This window comes from Corynebacterium sp. CCUG 70398 (assembly GCF_024454055.1).
GTDB classification, from domain to species: Bacteria; Actinomycetota; Actinomycetes; order Mycobacteriales; family Mycobacteriaceae; genus Corynebacterium; species Corynebacterium genitalium.
On the sequence record NZ_JAGPYZ010000002.1, the window covers coordinates 70,363 to 90,691 of the forward strand.

Below are 20,329 nucleotides of genomic sequence, written 5' to 3' on the forward strand. Positions count from 1 at the left end.
GATGGACTGTCTTCCCGATCCTAGTCCCAACCGGTGTCCTTGATGCCGGCATTGCCCAGGTGGTACCCCATATGCGGGATGGTGAAATTGAGAAACCCGCGCCGCGGGCTGTAGATCAGCTCCCGGTCGAGCAGCGCCTTGCGCGCCATCGACTGCGATTGCAGGGTTCCCCCTAGCTCATCGGCGATGTCACTGACGGAGACAGCCTCGTTGCCGTGCTGCACCTGAGCCATAGCCACAAGGAATTCATGCTGCTTCGGCGGGACGCCGCGCAGCGCCGGCTCATGCACGAGCTGCCCGAGTGTTTCCAGCACGTCCGGGGTCACGGCGCCCGTGTCGTTCGACTCGACCACACTGCCTCCTGCTGCCGCCCGCTCAAACAGGTGGAAGCCGACGAGCTGCACCAGGTACGGGTAGCCGCGGGTGAGCTGCACTGCCTCGTCGAGCGCGCCTTGATTGAACCTCACCCCGCCTTCTGCGGCGGTTTGGACCAGCACGTCGGCGGCGTCCTGCGGGGTCATGGGCCCGAGGTTCGCGTGCTGCGCGCGCCGCAGGAACGTCGTGCCCGGGTGCTGCAGCAGCGCCCCGATTCCTTCCGGCAGCCCCGCCGCGGCGAAGGCGACGTTGTGGTTGTCGCGCATGAGGTCTTGGATCGCCGCCGTGAGCTCCCACAGCTGCTCCGGGTCAGCCGATTGCACCTCATCGACGGTGATGAGGATGCCGCTGTCCGGGACGAGTTCGCGCGAAAGCTCGTTGAGCGAGGAGATGAGAGAAGCAGACGGTTTACGGCTGGTGTCCACTTCCGTCTCAATGCCCCACCCGCTGGCCCTGATCCCGGTGATGCGCCGTTTGACGGTCGGCCGCTCACGGAGCGTGGCCAGCGTTTGCGGGATGACGGTGTCCACCAGGGGATGAACCACCGCGTTGGGGTGAGCCCGGAGCACGACCCAGCCGCGGCGTTTCGCTTCGTCTTCCAGCTCATTCAAAGTGACGGTCTTGCCGATGCCACGCGGGCCGCTCAGCAGCAGCACCCGGCGCGGGTCGCCGACCCCGCCGTCGAGCCCGCGGCCGAAGGACGACACGACGCTCGCGCGGCCGGCAAAGACCATCGGTGAGACACCGAATGTCGGAATGAACGGGTTAGCCATGGTGATCTCCTCTCACACGCCACCTACCAGGCCTACCAGCCTTTTATACTCCTTATACTACCCCGCGCCAAGCGTTTTTATACTCCTTAGAGTTTCGCCCCCTCCCCTGCAGCCTGGTTCGCCGGGTGCGCCTGCGCCATCACGCGTGCGGATGTGACCGGCCGGCGCACCACCGACGCCACCGCCACCGCGGCGTTGTCGATGATGCGGTTGATGATCACCTCCATCGTCTCCGCCGGTACTTCTACCGGATCAGCGGCGACCTGGGCGACCTTGTAGGCCAGGTGTTCCTCATACGGGAAGTTTTCGGCGGATCGGTGCGTGCGCACCTTGTGGTTGATCATGGTGAGCGGGCCTCCTCAAGCGCTTCGGGTGGGGCTGCGCCGACAACGCCGGACAGCCGGGAGTTCGTGCGCTTAGTATGCGTGAACTAATAATTTCGCACAGAGGAATGGCCGGGTTTTCTTGGCCGGGCCGGGTTCGATTTTCATGGTTCGCCTATCGCGGTTCGCCGACGGACAAACCCGCAGGTCGGCGTGAAAGGCGAACTGTGAAAGGCGAACGGCCGCTAGTTGAGGTCGGTCTTGTGCACCAACCGGCGCGCCGCCTCCGTGATCGAACCCGACAAGGAGGGGTAGACCGCCATCGAGTTGGCCAAGTCCGCAACGGTCAGATTGTTGGTCACCGCGATGGTGAGCGAGAGGATCAACTCGGACGCGGTCGGGGCGACAATGACGCCGCCGAGCACCTGGCCGGAACCCTTGCGGGAGAAGATCTTCACAAAACCAGTCTTCAACGAGCGCATCTTGGCGCGCGGGTTGGTGGGCAGGTCCAGCTTGATAATGTCGGCGTCATAGTCGCCGTTGCGGATCTCCGCCTCGGTGATACCGACAGCGGCGATCTCGGGACGGGTGAACACGGCCGAGCCGACGGTGCGCACGCGCAGCGGTGCCACGCCCTCCCCCAGCGCGTGATACATCGCGATGCGGCCCTGCATTGCAGCTACCGATGCCAGCGGCATGAGGTCACAGCAGTCGCCGGCGGCGTAGATGCCCGAGATGTTGGTGCGGGAGACGCGGTCGACGTGGATGTGGCCAGACGGGGTGACGTCCACACCCTGGGACTCGAGCATGAGGTCCTTAGTGTTCGGCACCGAACCAATGGACATCAGACAGTGGGAGCCTTCGATCTCGCGGCCGTCGCTGGTGCGCACGATGACGCCCTGGCCGGTGTTCTCCACGCTCTCCACGCGGGCATCCTTGACCAGGGTGACGTCACGGTTGGATAGGACGGATTCGAGGACGTCAGCGGCGTCAGCATCGTCATGCGGCAGGATGCGGTCGGACGAGCCCACCATGGTCACCTTCACGCCCAGCTCAGCGTAGGCGGAGACGAACTCCGCACCCGTCACGCCCGAACCGACCACGACGAGGTGCTCCGGGGTCTCGATGAGGTCGTACATCTGCTGCCAGTTGAGAATGCGTTTGCCGTCGGGCTTCGCCTTCGGCAGGACGCGCGGGGAAGCGCCGGTAGAGATGAGGACGATGTCGCAGTCGAAGGTTTCCTCTGTGCCGTCGGCAAGCTCCGCCTTGACGCGGTGGGTGGTGTGGCCCGCCTGCTCGGAGGCGAAGCGGGCACGGCCGGTGACCATGCGCACGCCGGAACGCTCAAGCTGGGCGCGGATGTCGCGGGACTGTTCAGAGGCGAGCGCGACAACGCGGTTGTTCAGCGCAGGAATGGACAGATCGACCTGACCCAAGCCGTGGCGCAGACCCATGGCGTCTGCGCGGCGCAGGTCCGTCTTGATGTTCGTGCCGGCGATGAAGCCTTTCGACGGCACCACATCGCGCAGAATGCCCGAACCACCCATGCCGAGCGCCTCAATCAGGGTAATGTCCGCGCCGTACTGGCTCGCAGTCAACGCAGCCTCGTAGCCGCCGGGGCCGCCGCCGATGATCACGATCTTTTTGGACATGCGAAAACTCCTGTTGCGAAAAGCGAATTGCGAACGGTCAGATTCTCGCTAGACCACTGTAGCCACGAAGGCCATTACGCGCCGGTGGGCCCCCGGTCCGAATCCGCGAAGCGTTCCACGATGGTGCCGAACAGGCGCACGCCCACGTCAATGCAGCGTTCGTCGATGTCGATGTCGCCCTGGTGCAGGTCGTACTTCTTACCGGTGCCGCGCCAGCACCCCAACCTCGCCATGGAGCCGGGCACCTGCTCGAGATACCAGGAGAAGTCTTCGCCGCCGCTGGACTGCGGGGCCTGGACGATGGCATGGGGGTCGACGCTGCGCACCGCTTCGACGAGAGCGGCAGTAGCCACGTCGTCGTTCATCACGGGCGGCACACCGCGGGTGTAGGCGAGCTCGTGGGAGCAGCCGGTCGGGGCGATGATCGCGTCGATAAGCTCGCTCATGAGCGGCTCAAGCGTGCGCCACGTCGCAATGTCCTGGGTGCGGATCGTGCCGGACACGCGACCTGTTTTCGGCACGGCGTTGGGGGCAAAACCGGCTTCGATCTGCCCGAAGACCAGCACGGTGCCGGTGCGCGGGTCGATCCGGCGGGTCAGCAGCGCCGGCAGTTGGGTGACCAGGCTGCCCAGGGCGTAGACGATGTCGTTAGTCAGGTGCGGGCGCGAGCTGTGGCCGCCGGGGCCGGTGACGTTGATGCGCAGCACGTCGGCGGCCGAGGTGATCGCCCCGGTGCGCACGCCGATTTGGCCGACGCGCAGCTTCGGCTCCGCGTGGACGGCATAAATGCAGGCCACGCCATCGAGACCACCCCACTTGATCACGTCGGGCGCGCCGCCGTCCATGACTTCCTCCGCCGGCTGGAAGATGACGCGCACGCCAAAGGGCACGTCAATCTCCGCCAGCGCGCACGCCAGCGCCAGGGAGATCGCGGTGTGCACGTCGTGGCCGCACGAGTGGGAGGCACCCGGGGTGCGCGACGCGAACGGCAGGCCGGTCGTTTCCTCGACGCGCAGGGCATCAATGTCGGCGCGGAAGGCGAGCTTTTCGTCGCTCTCCGGCCCGATATCGACGTACAGTCCGGTCTCCGGGAACAGGTGCGGTTCCAAGCCGCGCTCGCGGAGACACTCGGCGATGAACTGGGTGGTGTCAATCTCGTGGTGGGAGACCTCCGGGTGGGAGTGCAGGTGCCTGCGCCACTGAATGACTTCGTCGCGGTGCGCGGCAAACCACGAGTCAATCTGGGCCGACAACCCCACTTTTTCCACGGAACAACCCTCCCGGACAATGCACGACAGTGCGACAGGTACCTGTGGAAGTGTAGTACTAGACCAAGCTGTACAGACAGTTGGGGTTGGCCGGCTTCTACAGCGCGAACGGCCGGGTGTCCTCGGGGCGGGCTGGCCAGAGAATTTCCAGGTTGAGCGCGCTGACATCCTGCGGGCCGAAACTGTCCCAGCAGATCTCCCCCACTTCTTCCCCAGCGCCTGGCAGAAGCAGCACGGGCGGCACGCGCAGCGCGTACGCCAGGCGGTAGATCGTGCTCAAGTTCGGGTCGTTGGACCGGCGGCTGTTGTTGTGGTTGCGCTCTAAGTTGGACACCTGGCTGCGCGAAAGTCCGGACAGGTCAGCCAGGCGCTGTTGGCTCACGCCGCGCATGGTGCGCACCGACTTCAGCCGCGCGGACAGGCTGTACCCGTAGCTCGCCCATTTGGCGTCCGGCAAGATTTCGCTGTTCTCGCTGGCCCCGCTAGCTGCGCTGGCATCGCTCACGGTGGTGCCCCCTTTACCGATCCCCCATCGATTGTTTCCGCTCTGAGACTACTACAGATCGATGTTGCGCGGGCCGTACAACCGATCACCGGCATCGCCCAGGCCCGGCACGATGTACGCGTCCTGGTTCAACCCCGGGTCGATCGCTGTGGTGACCAGTCGAATCGGGGCGTCCAGCTCCGCAATGCGGTCCACGCCGGGCTGCGCGGAAACGACAGTGATCACGGTGATGTCGTCGGCGCCGCGGTCGGTGAGCAGGTTGATCGCGTGCACGAGCGATCCGCCGGTGGCCAGCATGGGGTCGACGAGGAAGACGGGTTGGCCCGCTAAGTCGTCGGGAAGCGCTTCGAGGTACGGCACGGGCTCATGCGTTTCTTCGTTGCGCGCCAGCCCGATGAAGCCGACTTGCGCGTCCGGGATCATCGACAGCGCCGGATCCACCAACCCCAGCCCGGCGCGGATGACGGGAACGATGATCGGCGGGTTCTTCAACCGCGTACCTACGGCGGTGCCAACAGGGGTGACGCAGTCGAAGGTCTCGGCCTCCAGCGCGCGGGACGCTTCGTAGATGAGCATTGCGCCCAAGTCCGACAATGCGGCGCGGAAACCGGAGTTGTTGGTGCGCGCGTCGCGCAGCTTGGTCAAACGCGCGGTGGCCAGCGGGTGATCGATCACTGTGATCTGCATATTCGACATGCTAACCAGAAATTTCGCGCTGCAGGGAACCGAAAGCGGGTCAAAAGCAGTCCAACATGGCATGCACGATTTCATCTTGGATCCGCCCACCGCACGCAGCCACATCGAGCGCTTGCTTAACGACGCTTCTTCGACCACCCCCACCACCCTCCCACCGTTACCCACGACCGGCCCCGTCGCCGGATTCGCGGCGGCCTTATCTGCCGCCGTTGATGCCGCGAACCATCAGGCCGAACTCCTCGCCGCCGAAGCCCGCCGCACCGCAGGCACTATGGATACGCTGGTCACGGCAGCTGAGCGAACCGACTGGGCCACCGGCGACGCGTTCGGGAGAATCCAGCAATGACGCAACTCCTGAACGAACTTCTGTCCCCGACACGCACGGCGCCCTGGGCCTCGCAGATTGAACAGGGCATCCACGCGATCATGCAGGCCGTTCCAGAGCCGCTGCCGCATATGTCGTTTCCCGCAACACCCGACTTCACCTCGGTAACACCACTGGCGGAGATTGTCGGGGCGGACCCGAGCACGATCAACAACGCCGCGACAGCGCTCACCGCCGACCGTGAAACAATCGACGCCGCTGTGCGCGAGGCAGTACCGCATGTCGCTACGGCCTCCGCGGACATCGTCATGATCGGGCAACGCTTGCTCACTGATGCCGCCCCGTTCGCGCTCGGAGCCATGTTTCCACTCACCGCCCCTATGGCGATAGGGCGGATGGCGGGGCTGGTGGGAGGGGCGCTGGCGGACGTCGTCAAGCGTGTGGAGCAACTCGAGCAAGACCTCGCTCCTCTCACTGAGCGCCTGGACACGGTGGTGGCGCGCGCGTTGGAACGCCCGCCACTTGTCGCACCGCCGGAAGCGCAGGCGGCGGAACAGGAACTCCGCGAACTCGCAGACGCACCGGAGACTGCGCCGGCCGCAGCATCCGCCGAAGTTCCTCCACCTCCGGCTGGCGACACGGCACCTCCCGATGGGGAGAGTGAAGGAGGCAGTGCCGCCGGGCGCGCAGCCGTGGAAGCGGCGAAATCGCAGATGGGAACGCCCTACGTGTGGGGCGGATCGCAACCGGGCGGATTCGACTGCTCGGGATTGACGTCGTGGGCGTACAAGCAGGCCGGGGTGGAGATCCCGCGCACCGCGGAGAACCAGGCGGTGGGACAACAAGTCAGTTATGAGGAGCTACAACCCGGCGACCTTGTGGTGTGGTCCGGGCATGTGGCTATGTACGCCGGCGACGGCATGATGGTTGAAGCTGGCGATCCGGTGCAAATGAACCCGGTCCGCACAGAAAACATCGGCATGCCGTTCAAGGGGTTCTGGCGACCGACGGCATGACCCTAGGTAAAGTGATTGCCCATGACGACGCGTGCAATTCTGCCGGTGAAAATCTCCTTGACCGACGGCGACTTCTACACCCTCTGGGCTCCCACATGGCGCCAGGGCGGCTCCGAGTGGCAGGCCTTCTTCGGCGACAAGGATGACATTCTGGCGTTCACCAGCCCCGAAGCGCTGCTGGTGTACCTCGAGGACCACGCCGAGCACGACCTGGCAGACCACCCCCAGTGGGACGCATTCCAGGCGCGCGGCGACGACCGCGTCGTGCCCGCGGAGAAGAACGAGTACGACATCATCGGCCTACCCCACTTCCTGGCCGGCCGCCCCAGCCACGAAAACGTCTCCGCCGCCTCGCGCGTGTTCCAGATTTCGCGTTCGCTTGCCGACGTCGCGGGCGCCGAGACCGCATCCATCTTCTTCGCGTCCCACTCCATCCTGAACAACATTCACCGCGGGCACGAGCACTACTCGGGCCCCAACGGGATGGACGAGTGGACCGGTGTTGGCCGTGCAGTGCTGACCAACTGGAAAGACGTCGTCGAATCCCTCGACGGCGCTGTGCGCGTGGTGGAGAACGAGGACTTGGACTCCACGCGCGTGGAGAAGGCGGGCGAGAGCATCGCCGCCGCCACCGCTGCCCGTGAAGAGGCACGCGCCAAGGCGGAGCAGGAAGCCGAGGAAACCCGCGCCGCCGCCGACCCGTACGACGTTTCTCCCTGGGCCGATGCCGGTATCGACCCGGTGAAGATGACCGTCCAGGGCAAAGGCGTGTACACGCTGCGCACGTACGTGGGTGGCGCTCCGGTGTTCCTGGGCAAGTACGGGGAGATCTTCACCTTCCCCACAGCCAAGCACCTGCTGCGCTGGATCGTCGATAATGACGACCACGACCTGGCAGGCGTGTCCACCTGGGAAGACATCATGACGCTTGCCAACGCCGGCGAACTCGAGGTCGATGTCCACGCCGACAACTCCTACTCCCTCAACGGCATCGCCACCGACATTGAAAAGGGCGTCGATGCTGTAGACACCCAGCAGATGACCAAGGCCTACGAGCTCATGGCTGACGCTGCCGACTGGGCCAAGGACGACTCCCTGAACTCCTTCCTGCTGTCCAACCCGCGCATGCAGGACTACCTCGCCTACATGATGGGTTCCACCGAGGCCGCCGGCTACGTGCCATCCGCCCCGTTCACCGACAAGGCGGAAGCGTGGAAGGAGCTCGAGGAGATGCTGGTCAAGAGGTTCTCCAAATTCTAGGTTCTCACGCGGGCGGGCTGAGCGCGCGGCTCTAGGGGCGTCCTGGGCCCCCAAGATTTCGTTCACATTGAGCGCTCTATGTAGCGCCAAAACCCCAGGTCAGATTTCGTTGCCGAGACAACGATGCAATCTAAATCCGCTTACCCGGTCTGCGCCCCGAACCCAACGGGTCTGCGCTTAGCCAACCGTGGTGCCGAAGAGCATGCCCACCAGGAAGGTCGCGGCCAGCGCCAGCCCGCCGCCGACGACGAGCCTGACTACTGCCCGGTTGGCCTTTGCGCCACCGAGCTTCGCGGAGATCGCACCCGTAATCGCCAGAGCCACCAAGGTCACGGCCACACAGACCGCGACGCGCACTGATGCCGGCGCGAGCACGATGGCGATGAGCGGTAGGACCGCGCCGACGAAGAACGCCAAGAACGATGCGATCGCGGCCGACCAGGGGCTGACAATGTCTTCCTCGTCGATGCCGTAGTGGATCTCCAGGTGGGCGGCCAGCGGGTTGAGGGCGGTACGCTCCCGTGCCACTGCGATAGCTGTTTCCTCGGACAGGCCGGAGTTCTTGTAGGCCTGCACCAGATGGGTGAGTTCTGCATCCGGGTCAGCTTCTTGCAGTTTCCGTTCGGTCTCAATCGCGGCCCTTTCGGCGTCGCGCTGGGAGGAGACGGAGACGTACTCCCCTAGCGCCATGGAGATCGCGCCACCGACGAGCGCCGCAATACCGGCAGTGGAGATCTCGCGGATGCTCGACGTCGCTCCGGCAACGCCGACGACCACGGCTGCGACGGAGACAATGCCGTCGTTGGCGCCCAGGACGGCTGCGCGCAGGCGGTTCAGTTTCTCGCCCATGCCGTGGGTTTTCACCTCGACTTCCGGGAATTCGTCCGCGGAGTGATCGGCGTTCGTGCTTTCGGTTGTCTTCATGCTTCAAGGTCTACCCCGCTGCCAACTTGGGGCGCAAGCAAGCAAGCACTAACTAACTGCAGGTCAGGCAGTATTTTTGAGGTTAGGCTCAGCTTCGGTGCGGGCAACCGCCAGGACCATCAGCTCACGGCCTACACTTGGCTGACGATGAAGACGTACTCACATGCCGCGCCCCGCACCGCCGCTGCTCTTGCCGCAGCGTCCATTGCGGCAGCACCCCTGACAGTCCCGTTCGCCGCCGCTCAGGACGGGCTGTTCGGCTACGACGGGCAGGCCGTGAACGACGCCACCGTCACCGAAACGGTCACGGAAACCGAGTACACCCCTCCCTCGCGCGAGAAAGCCCCGGACACGGACAACTGCCCCCAGGCGACGGTGCCGCCGGAGCCTGTGAGCACGTCGGAACGCGTGGCGCCGGGCAGTGCGTCGCCGACGCCGCTGCCGGTGACCTACGACGGCCCGTGCGGGTACATCACGCCGGACGGCTTCACGGTCGATGAAGCGGTGGTGTCCGCGGCGTGGATGGTGGCGGACGTCGATACGGGCGATGTCATTGCGATGAAGGACCCGCATGGCCGCTACCGGCCGGCCTCCATCATCAAGGTGCTGCTTGCGCTCGTTGCTATCGACGAGCTTCCCTTGGACAAGAAGGTCACGGTCAGCGAAGAATCCGCCGGTCAGGAGGGCTCCGCCGTCGGCATCGGCGCCGGCGGCGCGTACACTATCAATGACCTGCTGCACGGCCTGCTCATGGTGTCCGGCAACGATGCCTCCCACGCCCTCGCCCAAGAGCTCGGCGGGGATCAAGCCACCTTGGAGAAGATCAACGCGAAGGCCCGCGAGCTCAATCTGAAGGACACCTACGCCGCGAGTTATTCGGGCCTCGACGCGCCCGGCATGTCCACTTCCGCGTGGGACATGGGTCTGGCGTACCGGGTCGCGTACGAGAACGACACGTTCGCGAACATCATCAAAACGGAGATGTACCCCTTCCCCGGCTACACCGCAGCAGACGGCACCGTCTTCGAACCGTTCGACGTCTACAACGACAACCATCTCTACTTGAACGACCCGGACGGCATCGGCGGCAAGACTGGCTACACCGATGACGCACACCACACCTTCGTCGGCGCACTTGACCGCGACGGGCGCAGGCTCATGGCGGTCGTCCTAGACACCACCGCGGACGAGGCGCGCGCGTGGGAGCAGGCACAGCGGCTGCTGCACGAAAGCTACAGGTTCACCTCGTCCGAGGCTGTCGCATCGCTTGACGACGCCACCGCCAACCCCACAGAAACCGGCACCCCCATCACAGACGAAACCGGCACCGACTCACGTACTGGGCGCTTCGCCGCTACTGGAATTCCGTGGCAGGCCGCGGCTGTGTTCGTTGGAGGGCTCGTACTGGCGGCCGTGGGGACGTGGTTGTCGGTGCGGTCGCGCCGTCGATAAGCAGCTAGCGCGTGAGCAGTGAAACCGCTGCCACACCAATCGCACCGATGGCGGCGCCGATGCCGATGTTGCGGCCTGTGTTGTCCTCGTCGTTGACGCCGGCGCGGATGTTGATCACGGCGGGTTCCGGAACGTTCGGCTCCTCAAGCGCCAGGGATTCCTGGTACGTGGCCGTCCAGGCGGAGACGTACAAGACGATGCGCCAGACCAGGTACAGCACGACCATCAGCGAGATGATCGGGCCGAAAATGGCGCCGGCCGGGTTGCCGGTGGCGGAACCGATGATCACGGTGGAGAACTGCTTGAGCAGCTCGAAAATGATCGCGCCGATCAGTGCGCCTTTGAGGCCCGCGCGCATCGGCACCTTGGTGCGCGGCATGAACACGATCATCCACCAGAACACCAGGAAGTTCGCCAGGACACCGACGGCCAAACCGACCAGCCAGACCAAGAAGCGTGCACCCGGGAAGTCGCCGATGCCCAGGCGCTCCATGAGCGTGGACGTGAAGCTGGACGCACCGATGGCGGTGACCGCAAACGCAACAATGAACAGCACGAGCAGCCCGATCAGGGCGATCAGGTCCCAGAACTTCTTCATCACGAAGTTGCCGCCTTCATTGGCATCGAGGTTCCACATCGCGCTGATGCCGGCGCGCAAGTGGTTCATCCAGCTCAGGCCAGACCAGAGGGTGGTCAGCAAACCAATGCCGGCAACGGCGCCGCGCTGATCGATCGCGGATTCAACGACACTGTTGATCATCTCACCGGCCTCACCCTCGACTGAGTTGGTGATCTGCTCGGTGATCTGATCCAGCAGGTCCGGGCGCGCTGCCAGGAAGAAACCAAGGCCCGCGAACAGCAGCATAGCCAGCGGGAAAAGGGACAGAACAGAGAAGTAGGTGATGCCCGCAGCGAATTGGTTGCCGCCATTGGCCGCGAACCGCTCGTTCATCCGCATCGCGTGGGCGACGACGGGGGCTTTATCTTTGACATCCCCCATTAACCCTTCGTCCTGCTGGGTCGGGTGGGCGCGCTCGATCCCTTGCTCATCCGTGAAGCCCGTGCGGGGCGAAGTGGAGGTGGCCATGCGTCATTGTTCCTTTCAGGGGTACACGACAGGGTGTGATGACATCGGTCTCCCACAGTAGCGTGCAAATGTCTCCCATAGGGTATTCCGGCGCACGCGAGATCACCCGGTTTTCATGCGCTGAGTAGGATTAGGCCACATGACTGGCTCCAGCACTCACGATGAAAAGCAGCGCGTCCTGTCCGGCATTCAACCCACTGCGGACTCCTACCACTTGGGCAACTACCTTGGTGCGCTCAAGCAGTGGATCGACCTGCAGGACTCCTACGACGCGTTCTATTTCATTCCGGACCTGCACGCCATTACGGTGGACCAGAACCCTGAGGAGCTGCGCACCCGCACCATCGCTGGCTGTGCGCAGCTCATTGCGCTGGGCATTGACCCGGAGAAGTCCACGCTGTTTGTGCAGTCGCATGTGCCGGAGCACGCGGAGCTGACGTGGGTGCTGCAGTGCTTGACCGGTTTCGGTGAGGCAAGCCGCATGACGCAGTTCAAGGACAAGTCGGCAAAGCAGGGCCAGGACCGCACGTCCGTCGGCTTGTTCACCTACCCGATGCTCATGGCGGCAGACATTTTGCTCTACTCCCCGCACCTCGTGCCCGTCGGCGAGGACCAGCGCCAGCACCTCGAGCTCACCCGCACGCTAGCGGAGCGCTTCAACTCCCGCTTCGGAGAGACTTTCGTTGTCCCGGAGGGTTTCATTCCGGAAGGCTCGGCGAAGATCTACGACCTGCAGGAACCGACGGCGAAGATGAGCAAGTCGGGCTCGAACCCGAAGGGCATCATCAACCTGCTGGATGAGCCGAAGACCTCCGCCAAGCGCATCAGGTCCGCGGTCACCGATGACGACGGCGTTATCGCCTTCGACCGGGAGACGAAGCCGGGCGTGTCCAACCTGCTGGCCATTCAGTCTGCCCTAACGGGTGAGAGCATCGACACGCTCGTGGCCAAGTACGACGGCCAGGGCTACGGCGCGCTCAAAGTCGACACCGCCGATGCGCTCGAGGCGTTCACCACCCCGCTGCGCGCGCGTTACGACGAGCTCATGGCCGACCGCGCCCAGCTCGAGGACATCCTGGCTCAGGGCGCGCAGCGCGCACGCGAGGTCGCAGCGCCGCTGCTCGACAGCGTCTACCGCCACATCGGTTTCCTCGCCCCGAAGAGGTAGTCGCCTACAGGCTGACCTGCTCGTTCCGCACTCCCCACCTCACGCCCATGCGGCTGGTGGGGATTTTTCTTGACCTTTAGGCCCCTGGGTTATATGGTTACCCACATGAGTGGCAAACCCTTATACCAAGAGATCGCGGACGAACTCCGTGATCACATAGCGTCCCGAACCTATCCGCCGGGCGAAAGAGTCCCATCCACCAACGAGCTATCGCAGTTCTATTCCGTCAACCCGACCACCTCCGCAAAAGCCCTAACCGAGCTGTTCAACGACGGCTTGGTGGAAAAACGCAGGGGTCTTGGCATGTTCGTCAAGGATTCTGCGCGTGACCAGGTCTTGCGCACCCGGCGCGACGCCTTTGCCGCTACCTTCATCCGCCCGCTCCTGCGGGAAGCGGACCAACTAGGCATTTCCGCTGATGAGCTGACTGATTTGATTGCTAAGGAGCGCCGATCATGACACCGACACTTCCCCTCTCCCCCGGCTTCTACGCCCTCGTGGGCCCCAACGCCGCGGGCAAGACCAACTTCCTCCACAGCCTCATTGGCCCGGATGCGGCGTTCGTTCCCGCCGGTTCAGACATCCACTTCGCTGGCCGCACCGTGGCGGATCATCTTCGCGCCGCCACCACGATCAGGAAGCTGAGTTCGGTATCGCTCCCGGACAAGGTGCAGGAGTCCTCCCGCTTCAGCGACCTTTCCGTCGGCCAACGCCGCCTGCTCACGATCAATCTCGCGTTCGCCGTCGACGCGCCACTACTGCTTCTTGACGAACCTTTCGACGGCCTCGACGTCACCTCGCGCCGCACCGCCCGGGAGAACCTCATCGCCTACCTCGCAGAGAACACCGACCGCACGATCGTCATGGCCTCTCACCGCACTGAAGACTTCGCTGGCCTGGCCACGCACGTCATCCAAGCGTTCGAGCATGAGATCAGTGAGCCAATGCTTATCGACGATCTCCGCACCTCCTTCCCCACCGTCACCGGCCCCATCAAGGACGTGAACGCGCTCGCTGAACGCTACGGTGAGCTGACCCGGTCGACCCTCGGCCCCACCGCGCGGGTCACACTCGCCGAAACGCCTTTAGATCTGGACTCCACGCCACGGCTAAGCGTCGAGTATCCCGATGATGCACAGCTCCTCGACATCCTCGCAACGACCCCGGCTCCCGCCACAACCTCCGACGCTATTACCCGAAAGGCCCAGCCATGAAACTGTTTTTGAGTCCCTTCTCTAGCTACACCTATCTGCTCGCTTTGGCCGCGCTTGTCGCTGCAATACCCCTCGGACGCTTTTACGCGGGCGACGGGACTGTGTGGACCGTCTTCGGTGGACTCGGTTTAGTGGCCCTGTTCACCGTCGGCGCGATGCAGTGGACCGCAATCAACCAATTGGGCACAAGCTTCCGCACGTGGCTGAAATCTGCCGCGGTCACCGCAGCGGCAGCGTCCGGAGTGCTCGCCGTGGTCACGACCGCCTCATCGGTAGTGAACCAGGAACAAAACCCCTACTACACGTTCTACGACGCGTTCCTCGTGGTGAGCAACAACCCAGTTGAATGGGTAGACACAAACGGGGAGGCATATATGGTCGAAGCCGCCGCCCAGAACGCCGGGACGATCATGGCCACCTTCGCCGTCACCTTCGCATTCCTTTTCTTCACGTGCCTGATTGGCGTGGGGGCGGGTCTCGCAGCGAAAACCGAGTACCGCTGGCTTCCAATCGTCGCCGCAATAGCCGCCGTTGCCGCCGCAGTATTCTGCAACGTGGCCATCATTGCCTACAACACGACTGAGATCGGAGGAGAGATCGTGTCGATTCCTCCCACCTACACAGGATTGCTCACTATCTCGGTCGCAACACTCATCGCGGCAGCAGCCGCGGCTTTCTCGATCGCGCGCGCACCGCGATTCATCCGCTAACTTCCGGGCGCCCGCCACGAGGGAATCACTCCCCTGAAGTGGCGGGTTTTCGCCATTCAGCGCTCTAACCACTCCGAGCGCAGCTCCCCGTGGCGCGAACAGGCTGCTGCCCACCCCATGGGGCTGATCTTCACCACCATGCGCCGCTGGCACAACGGGCAGATCCGTGGCGCATCGTACGGCCGGGCAGGGTCAGCCGGCAGCGAGACCTCGCCAGAGAGAACTGCGCTAGCCAGCTCACTGTTGTCGGGAATCTTCATCTACAGCGCGGTGAGGGTGTCGTAAAGGGCACCGTTGCCCGAGTCACGTTTCTGCCCGACTGGTGTGATGCTTAAGTTCATCCCCGGTTTCGCTCCGGCCTCCATGGCGTGGTCGACAGCATCGCGGTCGCGCTCCATCGGGCGGCCAAAGGTAGTCAGATAGTTTCCTCCGATGATGGCGTTGGCGCCGCCGAGGAGACCGGCTTCGGTTCCGTCGTCGCCAAGCGCAAGCTCAGTGCCGCCTGCAAACCGCAACTGTGTGCGCGGCATCGCAAGCCGCATTGCTGCGACCATGCGCAATGCTTCTCCCTGCGGAACGAGTGGGCGGTCCGAAAATGGCGTGCCGGGGCGAGGGTCGAGGAAGTTCAACGGGACTTCCTCCGGCTCAACGGAGGCGAGCTGAACTGCGAACTCCGCACGCTGCTCGAGGGTTTCGCCCATGCCGATGATGCCGCCGCAGCAGGTCTCCATCCCTTCTGCGCGCACATGCTCAAGCGTGTCCTTGCGCTCTTGCCAGGTGTGGGTGGTCACCACGTTGGTGAAGAAGGAGCGGGCCGTTTCAAGGTTGTGGTTGTAGCGACTCACTCCCATTTCCCGCAGTTGGCGGGCTTGGTCGCGGGTGAGGATGCCCAAGGACGCTGATATGGAAATGTCCACCTCGTCCGTGATAGCCACGATCGCTTCGGCGACCTGGTCCAAGAGTTTCTGCGTCGGCCCTTTCACTGCCGCGACAATGCAGAACTCGGACGCACCCATTTTCTCTGACTGTTTCGCGGCCTCCACCAACTCCGCGATGTCGAGAGTGACCGCACGCACCGGGGACTCAAACAAGCCCGACTGGGAACAGAAATGACAGTCTTCTGGGCAACCACCGGTCTTCAGCGAAATGATGCCCTCGAGCGAGACATCCACACCGCAGTGCTTGATGCGTGTCTGGTGAGCAATGCCCAGCAGCTCAGTAAGGTGATCGTCTTCAGCGTTCAGGACAGCAAGCACCTCTTGCTCGCCCAGTCCCTCCCCGTTCTCGAGAGCTTTCTCCCGTGCCACTGCGAGAATGTCGTGCATGTATCTGTCTCCAATCGGTCCGTATTCAATGCCAGCTTAGAGCAATGATTGAACACTGTTCAAGAAGCACCCTGGCGAGTTGGAACCGGCCAGAGCCGAGCATCCTGGCTGAGAAATGTTTACGAATTCAATAAGACACGTTTTCATAACAATTTGGAGACGGTACGGTCAGTTTGACGGTAGCGCGATTTACCGCCTAGACACCGCTCCCACCGGAGCAGCGCCTACTGAGAAAGTGACCCGATGACGAACCTCATCTTGCAATCGTTCATTAGCCTGATTGCCTCCATCCTGCCCATCTTCGGGCTCCCATTTGGTGAACTGGCTAAGGACCACAAGCCCGACACCGGCACCGCAGAGCAAGTACAAGCTGCCCCTGCGAAGCTGAGCGAGGAAGCCGAGGAGCCGCTCGTCGAGGGCGGTGCCCCCGTGCCGGCCGCGAACGACTCCGCAGAAGTCCCTGCACAACCCCCTGCAGAGGATGGCGCAGAGGTTTCCGATGAGGAGCTGAGCGAACTACAGGAGGCGCTGATCGATGCGACCAACCGCTTCCGCGTGCAGAACGAGCTTCCTGAGCTCGAGCCGATGCCGGAGCTCAACGACCTCGCCCAGGACTGGTCTGAGCAGCTCGCCCATACCGGCGGCGACATCTCGCACCGTCCAGACTTTGCCGCGAGCTACCCGGAGGGCTGGAAGCACGCGTCCGAGAACGTGCTGCAGAACATGACTGATGCTGACGCTGACGACCTCGTCGAACAGTGGGCCAAGTCCCCGGGCCACCGCAAGAACATGCTCGACCCGGAGATCAACCGCATCGGTGTCGGTATCGCTGACCACCCCGACGGAAAGCGCTGTGCGACCCAGAACTTCGCGCGCTACTAGTTACTAGCCTGAGTCAGGAAAAGATCCAGCCACTGCCCCGCACGGAATAGTGGCTGGATCTTGTCGTGTCGGGGTGTTTAGCGGTACTCGACCAGAAGCGGCGAGTGATCCGACCACCGCTGCTCAACCGTCGGCGCCTTTTCCACCCAGGTGCGCTCGGCGCGCTCGAGCATGCTCGCGGTGGCGGCGTGGTAGTCGATGCGCCAGCCAGCGTCGTTGTTGAAAGCCTGGCCGCGGTAGGTCCACCACGTGTAGGGAGCATCTTCCGGGTGGAGGCGGCGGGCGACATCGAACCAGCGCGGCTCGTCGCAGGCGGAACGGCGCGCATCGCTGACATAGTCGACAGCACCGAAGAAACCGGCCTCATCCTTGGCGGCGGTGTCCTGGGCCTCGTCGTCCGGGAAGCAACCGAAGACGGAGTCCATGAAGGCGCGCTCGCCCGGCAGAAAGCCGGAGGACTTCTGGTTCGTCTTCCAGTTCTTCAAGTCTTCACGTCGGTGGCAGATGTTCCAGTCGCCGCCGATGACCATGTCGGGGTACACGTCGGGCCAGGTGGCTAGCAGCGGCTCGAACTGATCGAGGAACTGCCATTTCTCGTCCTGCTTCTCTGTGCCGGTGGACCCGGACGGCAAGTACAGGGACGCGACGCGTTCTCCACCGGGTGTCGTTCCGGCGATGAACCGGCCGGAGTCTTCGAAACCGGGGATGCCGTAGGAGACGTCGATAAGCGGCGTGCGCGAGGCGATGGCCACCCCGGCACGACCCTTCGCGGCTGCGGGAGCTGTGTAGACGTGCCACCCCTCCTCGATGGCGGGCGCGAGTGCTGCCTGGGCTTGCTCCTCAGTTGCGCGAACTTCTTGCATGAGCACCACATCGGCGGTCGTGTCGGTCAACCAGGCGAGCATGCCCGGGTTGGACTCGTTGCGGACCTTGGTGGCGGCGCGGATGCCGTTAACGTTCACGGAGGCGATAGTGAGACTCATAGGAAGCCAGGGTACTCGGCGCAGGTTTGACCAAATAGGTAGTGTGGGAGCGAAACGAATAGCTCCTATTAATTGAGGTGAACCATGGCCAAGATCATTTGGACGCAGACGGATGAAGCCCCCCTGCTGGCAACTTACTCCCTCAAACCGATTGTCGAAGCCTTCGCGTCGAACGCTGGCGTGGACGTGGAAACGTGCGACATTTCGCTGGCAGGCCGCATCCTTGCGCAGTTCCCGGATTACCTCGATCAGGACCAGCGCGTCAACGACGACCTAGCAAAGCTCGGTGAGTTGGCGGAGACGCCGGAAGCCAACATTGTGAAGCTGCCGAACATCTCTGCTTCCCTGGTCCAGCTGAAGAACGCCATCAAGGAGTTGCAGGACGCCGGATTCAAGATTCCGGATTACCCAGCTAACCCGTCCAGCGACGAGGAGAAGGACATCAAGTCCCGCTATGACGCTGTGAAGGGCTCCGCTGTGAACCCGGTTCTCCGCCAGGGCAACTCTGACCGTCGTGCGCCCCGCTCGGTGAAGAACTTCGCACGCAAGAACCCCCACTCCATGGGTGAGTGGTCCTCCGATTCCAAGACCAACGTGGCCACGATGGAGGACAACGACTTCCGCCACAACGAGAAGTCCGTCATCCTCGACAACGACGACACCCTGACCATGAAGCTCGTGGGCGCAGACGGCCGCGAAGAGGTCTTCCGCGACGACATGCAGGTCGATAGCGGCGATGTTGTGGACGCGACGTTCATGTCCGCCAAGGCACTGGATGCCTTTCTTTTGAACGCGATTCAGCGCGCAAAGGATGAAGGCGTTTTGTTCTCCATCCACCTGAAGGCCACTATGATGAAGGTTTCGGACCCCATCATGTTCGGCCACGTAGTACGCGCCTTTTTCAAGGATGTCTACGACCAGTACGGAGAGCAGCTCATGGAGGCTGGCCTGGACGGCGAGTCCGGCCTGGGTGCTATCTACTCCGGGCTGAAAAACCTCGAGAACGGCGCGGAGATCCGTGAGGCCTTCGACAAGGCCATGGCCGAGGGCCCGGACCTGGCGCAGGTCAACTCCCACAAGGGCATCACCAACCTGCACGTGCCGTCCGACGTGATTGTAGATGCCTCCATGCCCGCCATGATCCGCAACTCCGGCCAGATGTGGAACGCCGACGATAAGCCGCAGGACACCCTGGCTGTCATCCCGGACTCCTCCTACGCTGGCATCTACCAGGTGGTCATCGACGACTGCCGCGCCAACGGCGCCTACGACCCGACCACGATGGGCACCTCCCCCAACGTCGGCCTCATGGCACAGAAGGCAGAGGAGTACGGCTCCCACAACAAGACCTTCAAGATGCCTTTCGACGGCACCATGCAGGTCGTCTCCTCGAGCGGCGACGTGCTCATGGAGCACGAGGTGGAAGAGGGCGACATCTGGCGCTCCTGCCACACGCGCGGCCCCGCCATCAAGGACTGGGTCAAGCTGGCCGTCGACCGCGCACGCAAGTCCGGCATGAAGACCATTTTCTGGCTCGACCCGGCCCGCGACCACGACAACAACATCCGCACGCTGGTGAACAAGCACCTCGAAGAGCACGATCTCGAGGGCGTGGACATTTCCTCCCAGTCCCCGGAGGAAGCTACCCAGACCACGGTCGACCGCATCCGCCGCGGTGAGGACACCATCTCCGTCACTGGTAACGTCCTGCGCGACTACAACACGGACCTGTTCCCTATCCTCGAGCTGGGCACGTCGGCGAAGATGCTCTCTGTCGTCCCGCTCATGGCTGGCGGCGGCCTGTTCGAGACCGGCGCGGGCGGCTCCGCCCCCAAGCACGTCCAGCAGGTCCAGGAAGAAAACCACCTGCGCTGGGACTCCCTCGGCGAATACCTCGCGTTGACCGAGTCCTTCTTCCACGAGGAGGAGAAGAACGACAACGCCCGCGCCGGCATTCTGGGCCACACCCTCGACCGCGCGATTGAGACCTTCCTCGACGAGGGCCGCTCCCCGTCGCGCAAGGTGAACGAGATCGACGACCGCGGCTCGCACTACTGGATCGCCCGCTACTGGGCAGAGGAGCTCGCCTCCCAGGAGGACGACACGGAGCTGGCCTCCGGCTTCGAGACCATCGCGAAGGACCTCGGCGACAACGAGGAACAGATCTTGCAAGAGCTTCTCGTCGTCCAGGGTGAGCCCGCCGACCTTGGCGGCTACTACTGGCCAGACAACGAGAAGACCACCAAGGTGATGCGTCCGTCGGAAACCTTCAACAAGATCGTCGACAAAACTGAGGACGACTAGAACGACGAGCGCCAACTAGCGCCGCCGGAGCCCCGCCTGGGGTGCTGGCGGCGCACTTTTTCTCTCCCACCCAGAAGCTGAGAAGCA

20 protein-coding genes and 1 pseudogene are annotated in these 20,329 nt (G+C 63.5%); 10 read left to right on the top strand and 11 right to left on the bottom strand.

Translation table 11 applies throughout. From position 1 onward, the window contains the following. Positions 1–20: 20 nt before the first annotated feature. The 6 genes and pseudogenes from KBX07_RS02910 to upp form a co-directional block, all read right to left on the bottom strand. A complete protein-coding gene (locus KBX07_RS02910) occupies positions 21–1,148 on the bottom strand; it encodes an ATP-binding protein (RefSeq protein ID WP_256022954.1) in 1,128 nt (375 codons plus the stop codon). A gap of 113 nt (positions 1,149–1,261) precedes the next feature. Next, positions 1,262–1,492: pseudogene (locus tag KBX07_RS02915) on the bottom strand (MmgE/PrpD family protein); the annotation flags it as partial. A 224-nt stretch (positions 1,493–1,716) separates the two neighbouring features. After that, a complete protein-coding gene (locus tag KBX07_RS02920; protein ID WP_256018228.1) occupies positions 1,717–3,123 on the bottom strand; it encodes an NAD(P)H-quinone dehydrogenase in 1,407 nt (468 codons plus the stop codon). A gap of 74 nt (positions 3,124–3,197) precedes the next feature. Further along, a complete protein-coding gene (locus KBX07_RS02925) occupies positions 3,198–4,382 on the bottom strand; it encodes an amidohydrolase (RefSeq protein WP_256023206.1) in 1,185 nt (394 codons plus the stop codon). 106 nt (positions 4,383–4,488) lie between these two features. Next, on the bottom strand, positions 4,489–4,896 hold the full coding sequence (locus tag KBX07_RS02930) for a helix-turn-helix domain-containing protein (protein ID WP_005286363.1): 408 nt from the start codon (positions 4,894–4,896) through the stop codon (positions 4,489–4,491). Between the two features lie 51 nt (positions 4,897–4,947). After that, positions 4,948–5,583, bottom strand: coding sequence for a uracil phosphoribosyltransferase (gene upp / locus KBX07_RS02935; protein ID WP_256022955.1), 636 nt, complete (start codon positions 5,581–5,583; stop codon positions 4,948–4,950). A gap of 70 nt (positions 5,584–5,653) precedes the next feature. Between upp and KBX07_RS02940 the strand changes: the two genes are divergently transcribed. The 3 genes from KBX07_RS02940 to KBX07_RS02950 are packed head-to-tail and all read left to right on the top strand — an operon-like array spanning position 5,654 to position 8,193. Continuing rightward, positions 5,654–5,938 carry a hypothetical protein gene (locus tag KBX07_RS02940; protein ID WP_256022957.1) on the top strand — a complete coding sequence of 95 codons (285 nt, stop codon included), beginning with the start codon at positions 5,654–5,656 and terminating at the stop codon, positions 5,936–5,938. After that, entirely contained in the window at positions 5,935–6,933 is a 999-nt protein-coding gene (locus tag KBX07_RS02945) for a C40 family peptidase (protein ID WP_256022959.1), read from the top strand. Before KBX07_RS02940 ends, KBX07_RS02945 begins: the two co-directional genes overlap by 4 nt. A 21-nt stretch (positions 6,934–6,954) precedes the next feature. Continuing rightward, positions 6,955–8,193, top strand: a complete 1,239-nt coding sequence (locus KBX07_RS02950) for a hypothetical protein (protein WP_256022960.1) — start codon at positions 6,955–6,957, stop codon at positions 8,191–8,193. Between the two features lie 177 nt (positions 8,194–8,370). Here KBX07_RS02950 and KBX07_RS02955 read toward each other — a convergent pair whose 3' ends face one another. Then, positions 8,371–9,117: a VIT family protein gene (locus tag KBX07_RS02955; protein WP_256022962.1), complete on the bottom strand. Its 747-nt coding sequence runs from the start codon at positions 9,115–9,117 to the stop codon at positions 8,371–8,373. 147 nt (positions 9,118–9,264) lie between these two features. Here KBX07_RS02955 and KBX07_RS02960 point away from each other — a divergent pair, with 147 nt between their 5' ends. Further along, positions 9,265–10,569 (top strand): D-alanyl-D-alanine carboxypeptidase family protein, encoded by a 1,305-nt coding sequence (locus KBX07_RS02960; protein WP_255994488.1) that lies wholly within the window; start codon positions 9,265–9,267, stop codon positions 10,567–10,569. A gap of 4 nt (positions 10,570–10,573) precedes the next feature. Here the strand turns inward: KBX07_RS02960 and KBX07_RS02965 are convergent, their stop codons facing one another. After that, positions 10,574–11,656, bottom strand: coding sequence for a YhjD/YihY/BrkB family envelope integrity protein (locus KBX07_RS02965; RefSeq protein ID WP_256022973.1), 1,083 nt, complete (start codon positions 11,654–11,656; stop codon positions 10,574–10,576). A gap of 139 nt (positions 11,657–11,795) precedes the next feature. Between KBX07_RS02965 and trpS the strand changes: the two genes are divergently transcribed. The 4 genes from trpS to KBX07_RS02985 all read left to right on the top strand — a co-directional run bounded on the left by trpS (position 11,796) and on the right by KBX07_RS02985 (position 14,748). Then, a complete protein-coding gene (gene trpS / locus KBX07_RS02970) occupies positions 11,796–12,824 on the top strand; it encodes a tryptophan--tRNA ligase (RefSeq protein ID WP_256022974.1) in 1,029 nt (342 codons plus the stop codon). Between the two features lie 105 nt (positions 12,825–12,929). Beyond that, entirely contained in the window at positions 12,930–13,283 is a 354-nt protein-coding gene (locus KBX07_RS02975) for a GntR family transcriptional regulator (RefSeq protein WP_156774774.1), read from the top strand. Next, on the top strand, positions 13,280–14,038 hold the full coding sequence (locus tag KBX07_RS02980) for an ATP-binding cassette domain-containing protein (protein WP_256022975.1): 759 nt from the start codon (positions 13,280–13,282) through the stop codon (positions 14,036–14,038). The genes KBX07_RS02975 and KBX07_RS02980 overlap by 4 nt, the downstream gene beginning before the upstream one ends. Continuing rightward, a complete protein-coding gene (locus KBX07_RS02985; RefSeq protein WP_256002341.1) occupies positions 14,035–14,748 on the top strand; it encodes a hypothetical protein in 714 nt (237 codons plus the stop codon). The genes KBX07_RS02980 and KBX07_RS02985 overlap by 4 nt, the downstream gene beginning before the upstream one ends. 56 nt (positions 14,749–14,804) lie before the next feature. Here KBX07_RS02985 and KBX07_RS02990 read toward each other — a convergent pair whose 3' ends face one another. Next, positions 14,805–15,008, bottom strand: coding sequence for a hypothetical protein (locus KBX07_RS02990; protein ID WP_256002339.1), 204 nt, complete (start codon positions 15,006–15,008; stop codon positions 14,805–14,807). Next, positions 15,009–16,073 carry a biotin synthase BioB gene (gene bioB, locus KBX07_RS02995; RefSeq protein ID WP_256002338.1) on the bottom strand — a complete coding sequence of 355 codons (1,065 nt, stop codon included), beginning with the start codon at positions 16,071–16,073 and terminating at the stop codon, positions 15,009–15,011. It abuts the gene before it with no gap. A 243-nt stretch (positions 16,074–16,316) separates the two neighbouring features. Between bioB and KBX07_RS03000 the strand changes: the two genes are divergently transcribed. Then, positions 16,317–16,955 carry a CAP domain-containing protein gene (locus tag KBX07_RS03000; RefSeq protein WP_256022976.1) on the top strand — a complete coding sequence of 213 codons (639 nt, stop codon included), beginning with the start codon at positions 16,317–16,319 and terminating at the stop codon, positions 16,953–16,955. Between the two features lie 77 nt (positions 16,956–17,032). On the opposite strand, the gene KBX07_RS03005 is transcribed toward KBX07_RS03000, so the two are convergent. Beyond that, the gene (locus tag KBX07_RS03005) at positions 17,033–17,938 is read right to left on the bottom strand and encodes an exodeoxyribonuclease III (RefSeq protein WP_256002334.1); all 906 of its coding nucleotides are present in this window, start codon (positions 17,936–17,938) and stop codon (positions 17,033–17,035) included. 84 nt (positions 17,939–18,022) lie between these two features. Between KBX07_RS03005 and KBX07_RS03010 the strand changes: the two genes are divergently transcribed. Next, the gene (locus tag KBX07_RS03010; RefSeq protein ID WP_256022977.1) at positions 18,023–20,242 is read left to right on the top strand and encodes an NADP-dependent isocitrate dehydrogenase; all 2,220 of its coding nucleotides are present in this window, start codon (positions 18,023–18,025) and stop codon (positions 20,240–20,242) included. Positions 20,243–20,329 lie beyond the last annotated feature (87 nt).

Coding starts and splice junctions, on each gene's coding strand:
- KBX07_RS03010 (WP_256022977.1), top strand. CDS start 18,023: ATGGCCAAGATCATTTGGACGCAGACGGATGAAGCCCCCCTGCTGGCA.
- KBX07_RS02975 (WP_156774774.1), top strand. CDS start 12,930: ATGAGTGGCAAACCCTTATACCAAGAGATCGCGGACGAACTCCGTGAT.
- upp (WP_256022955.1), bottom strand. CDS start 5,583: ATGCAGATCACAGTGATCGATCACCCGCTGGCCACCGCGCGTTTGACC.
- KBX07_RS02985 (WP_256002341.1), top strand. CDS start 14,035: ATGAAACTGTTTTTGAGTCCCTTCTCTAGCTACACCTATCTGCTCGCT.
- trpS (WP_256022974.1), top strand. CDS start 11,796: ATGACTGGCTCCAGCACTCACGATGAAAAGCAGCGCGTCCTGTCCGGC.
- KBX07_RS02965 (WP_256022973.1), bottom strand. CDS start 11,656: ATGGCCACCTCCACTTCGCCCCGCACGGGCTTCACGGATGAGCAAGGG.
- KBX07_RS02950 (WP_256022960.1), top strand. CDS start 6,955: ATGACGACGCGTGCAATTCTGCCGGTGAAAATCTCCTTGACCGACGGC.
- KBX07_RS02955 (WP_256022962.1), bottom strand. CDS start 9,117: ATGAAGACAACCGAAAGCACGAACGCCGATCACTCCGCGGACGAATTC.
- KBX07_RS02910 (WP_256022954.1), bottom strand. CDS start 1,148: ATGGCTAACCCGTTCATTCCGACATTCGGTGTCTCACCGATGGTCTTT.
- KBX07_RS02960 (WP_255994488.1), top strand. CDS start 9,265: ATGAAGACGTACTCACATGCCGCGCCCCGCACCGCCGCTGCTCTTGCC.
- KBX07_RS02990 (WP_256002339.1), bottom strand. CDS start 15,008: ATGAAGATTCCCGACAACAGTGAGCTGGCTAGCGCAGTTCTCTCTGGC.
- KBX07_RS02940 (WP_256022957.1), top strand. CDS start 5,654: ATGCACGATTTCATCTTGGATCCGCCCACCGCACGCAGCCACATCGAG.
- KBX07_RS02980 (WP_256022975.1), top strand. CDS start 13,280: ATGACACCGACACTTCCCCTCTCCCCCGGCTTCTACGCCCTCGTGGGC.
- KBX07_RS03005 (WP_256002334.1), bottom strand. CDS start 17,938: ATGAGTCTCACTATCGCCTCCGTGAACGTTAACGGCATCCGCGCCGCC.
- KBX07_RS03000 (WP_256022976.1), top strand. CDS start 16,317: ATGACGAACCTCATCTTGCAATCGTTCATTAGCCTGATTGCCTCCATC.
- bioB (WP_256002338.1), bottom strand. CDS start 16,073: ATGCACGACATTCTCGCAGTGGCACGGGAGAAAGCTCTCGAGAACGGG.
- KBX07_RS02920 (WP_256018228.1), bottom strand. CDS start 3,123: ATGTCCAAAAAGATCGTGATCATCGGCGGCGGCCCCGGCGGCTACGAG.
- KBX07_RS02945 (WP_256022959.1), top strand. CDS start 5,935: ATGACGCAACTCCTGAACGAACTTCTGTCCCCGACACGCACGGCGCCC.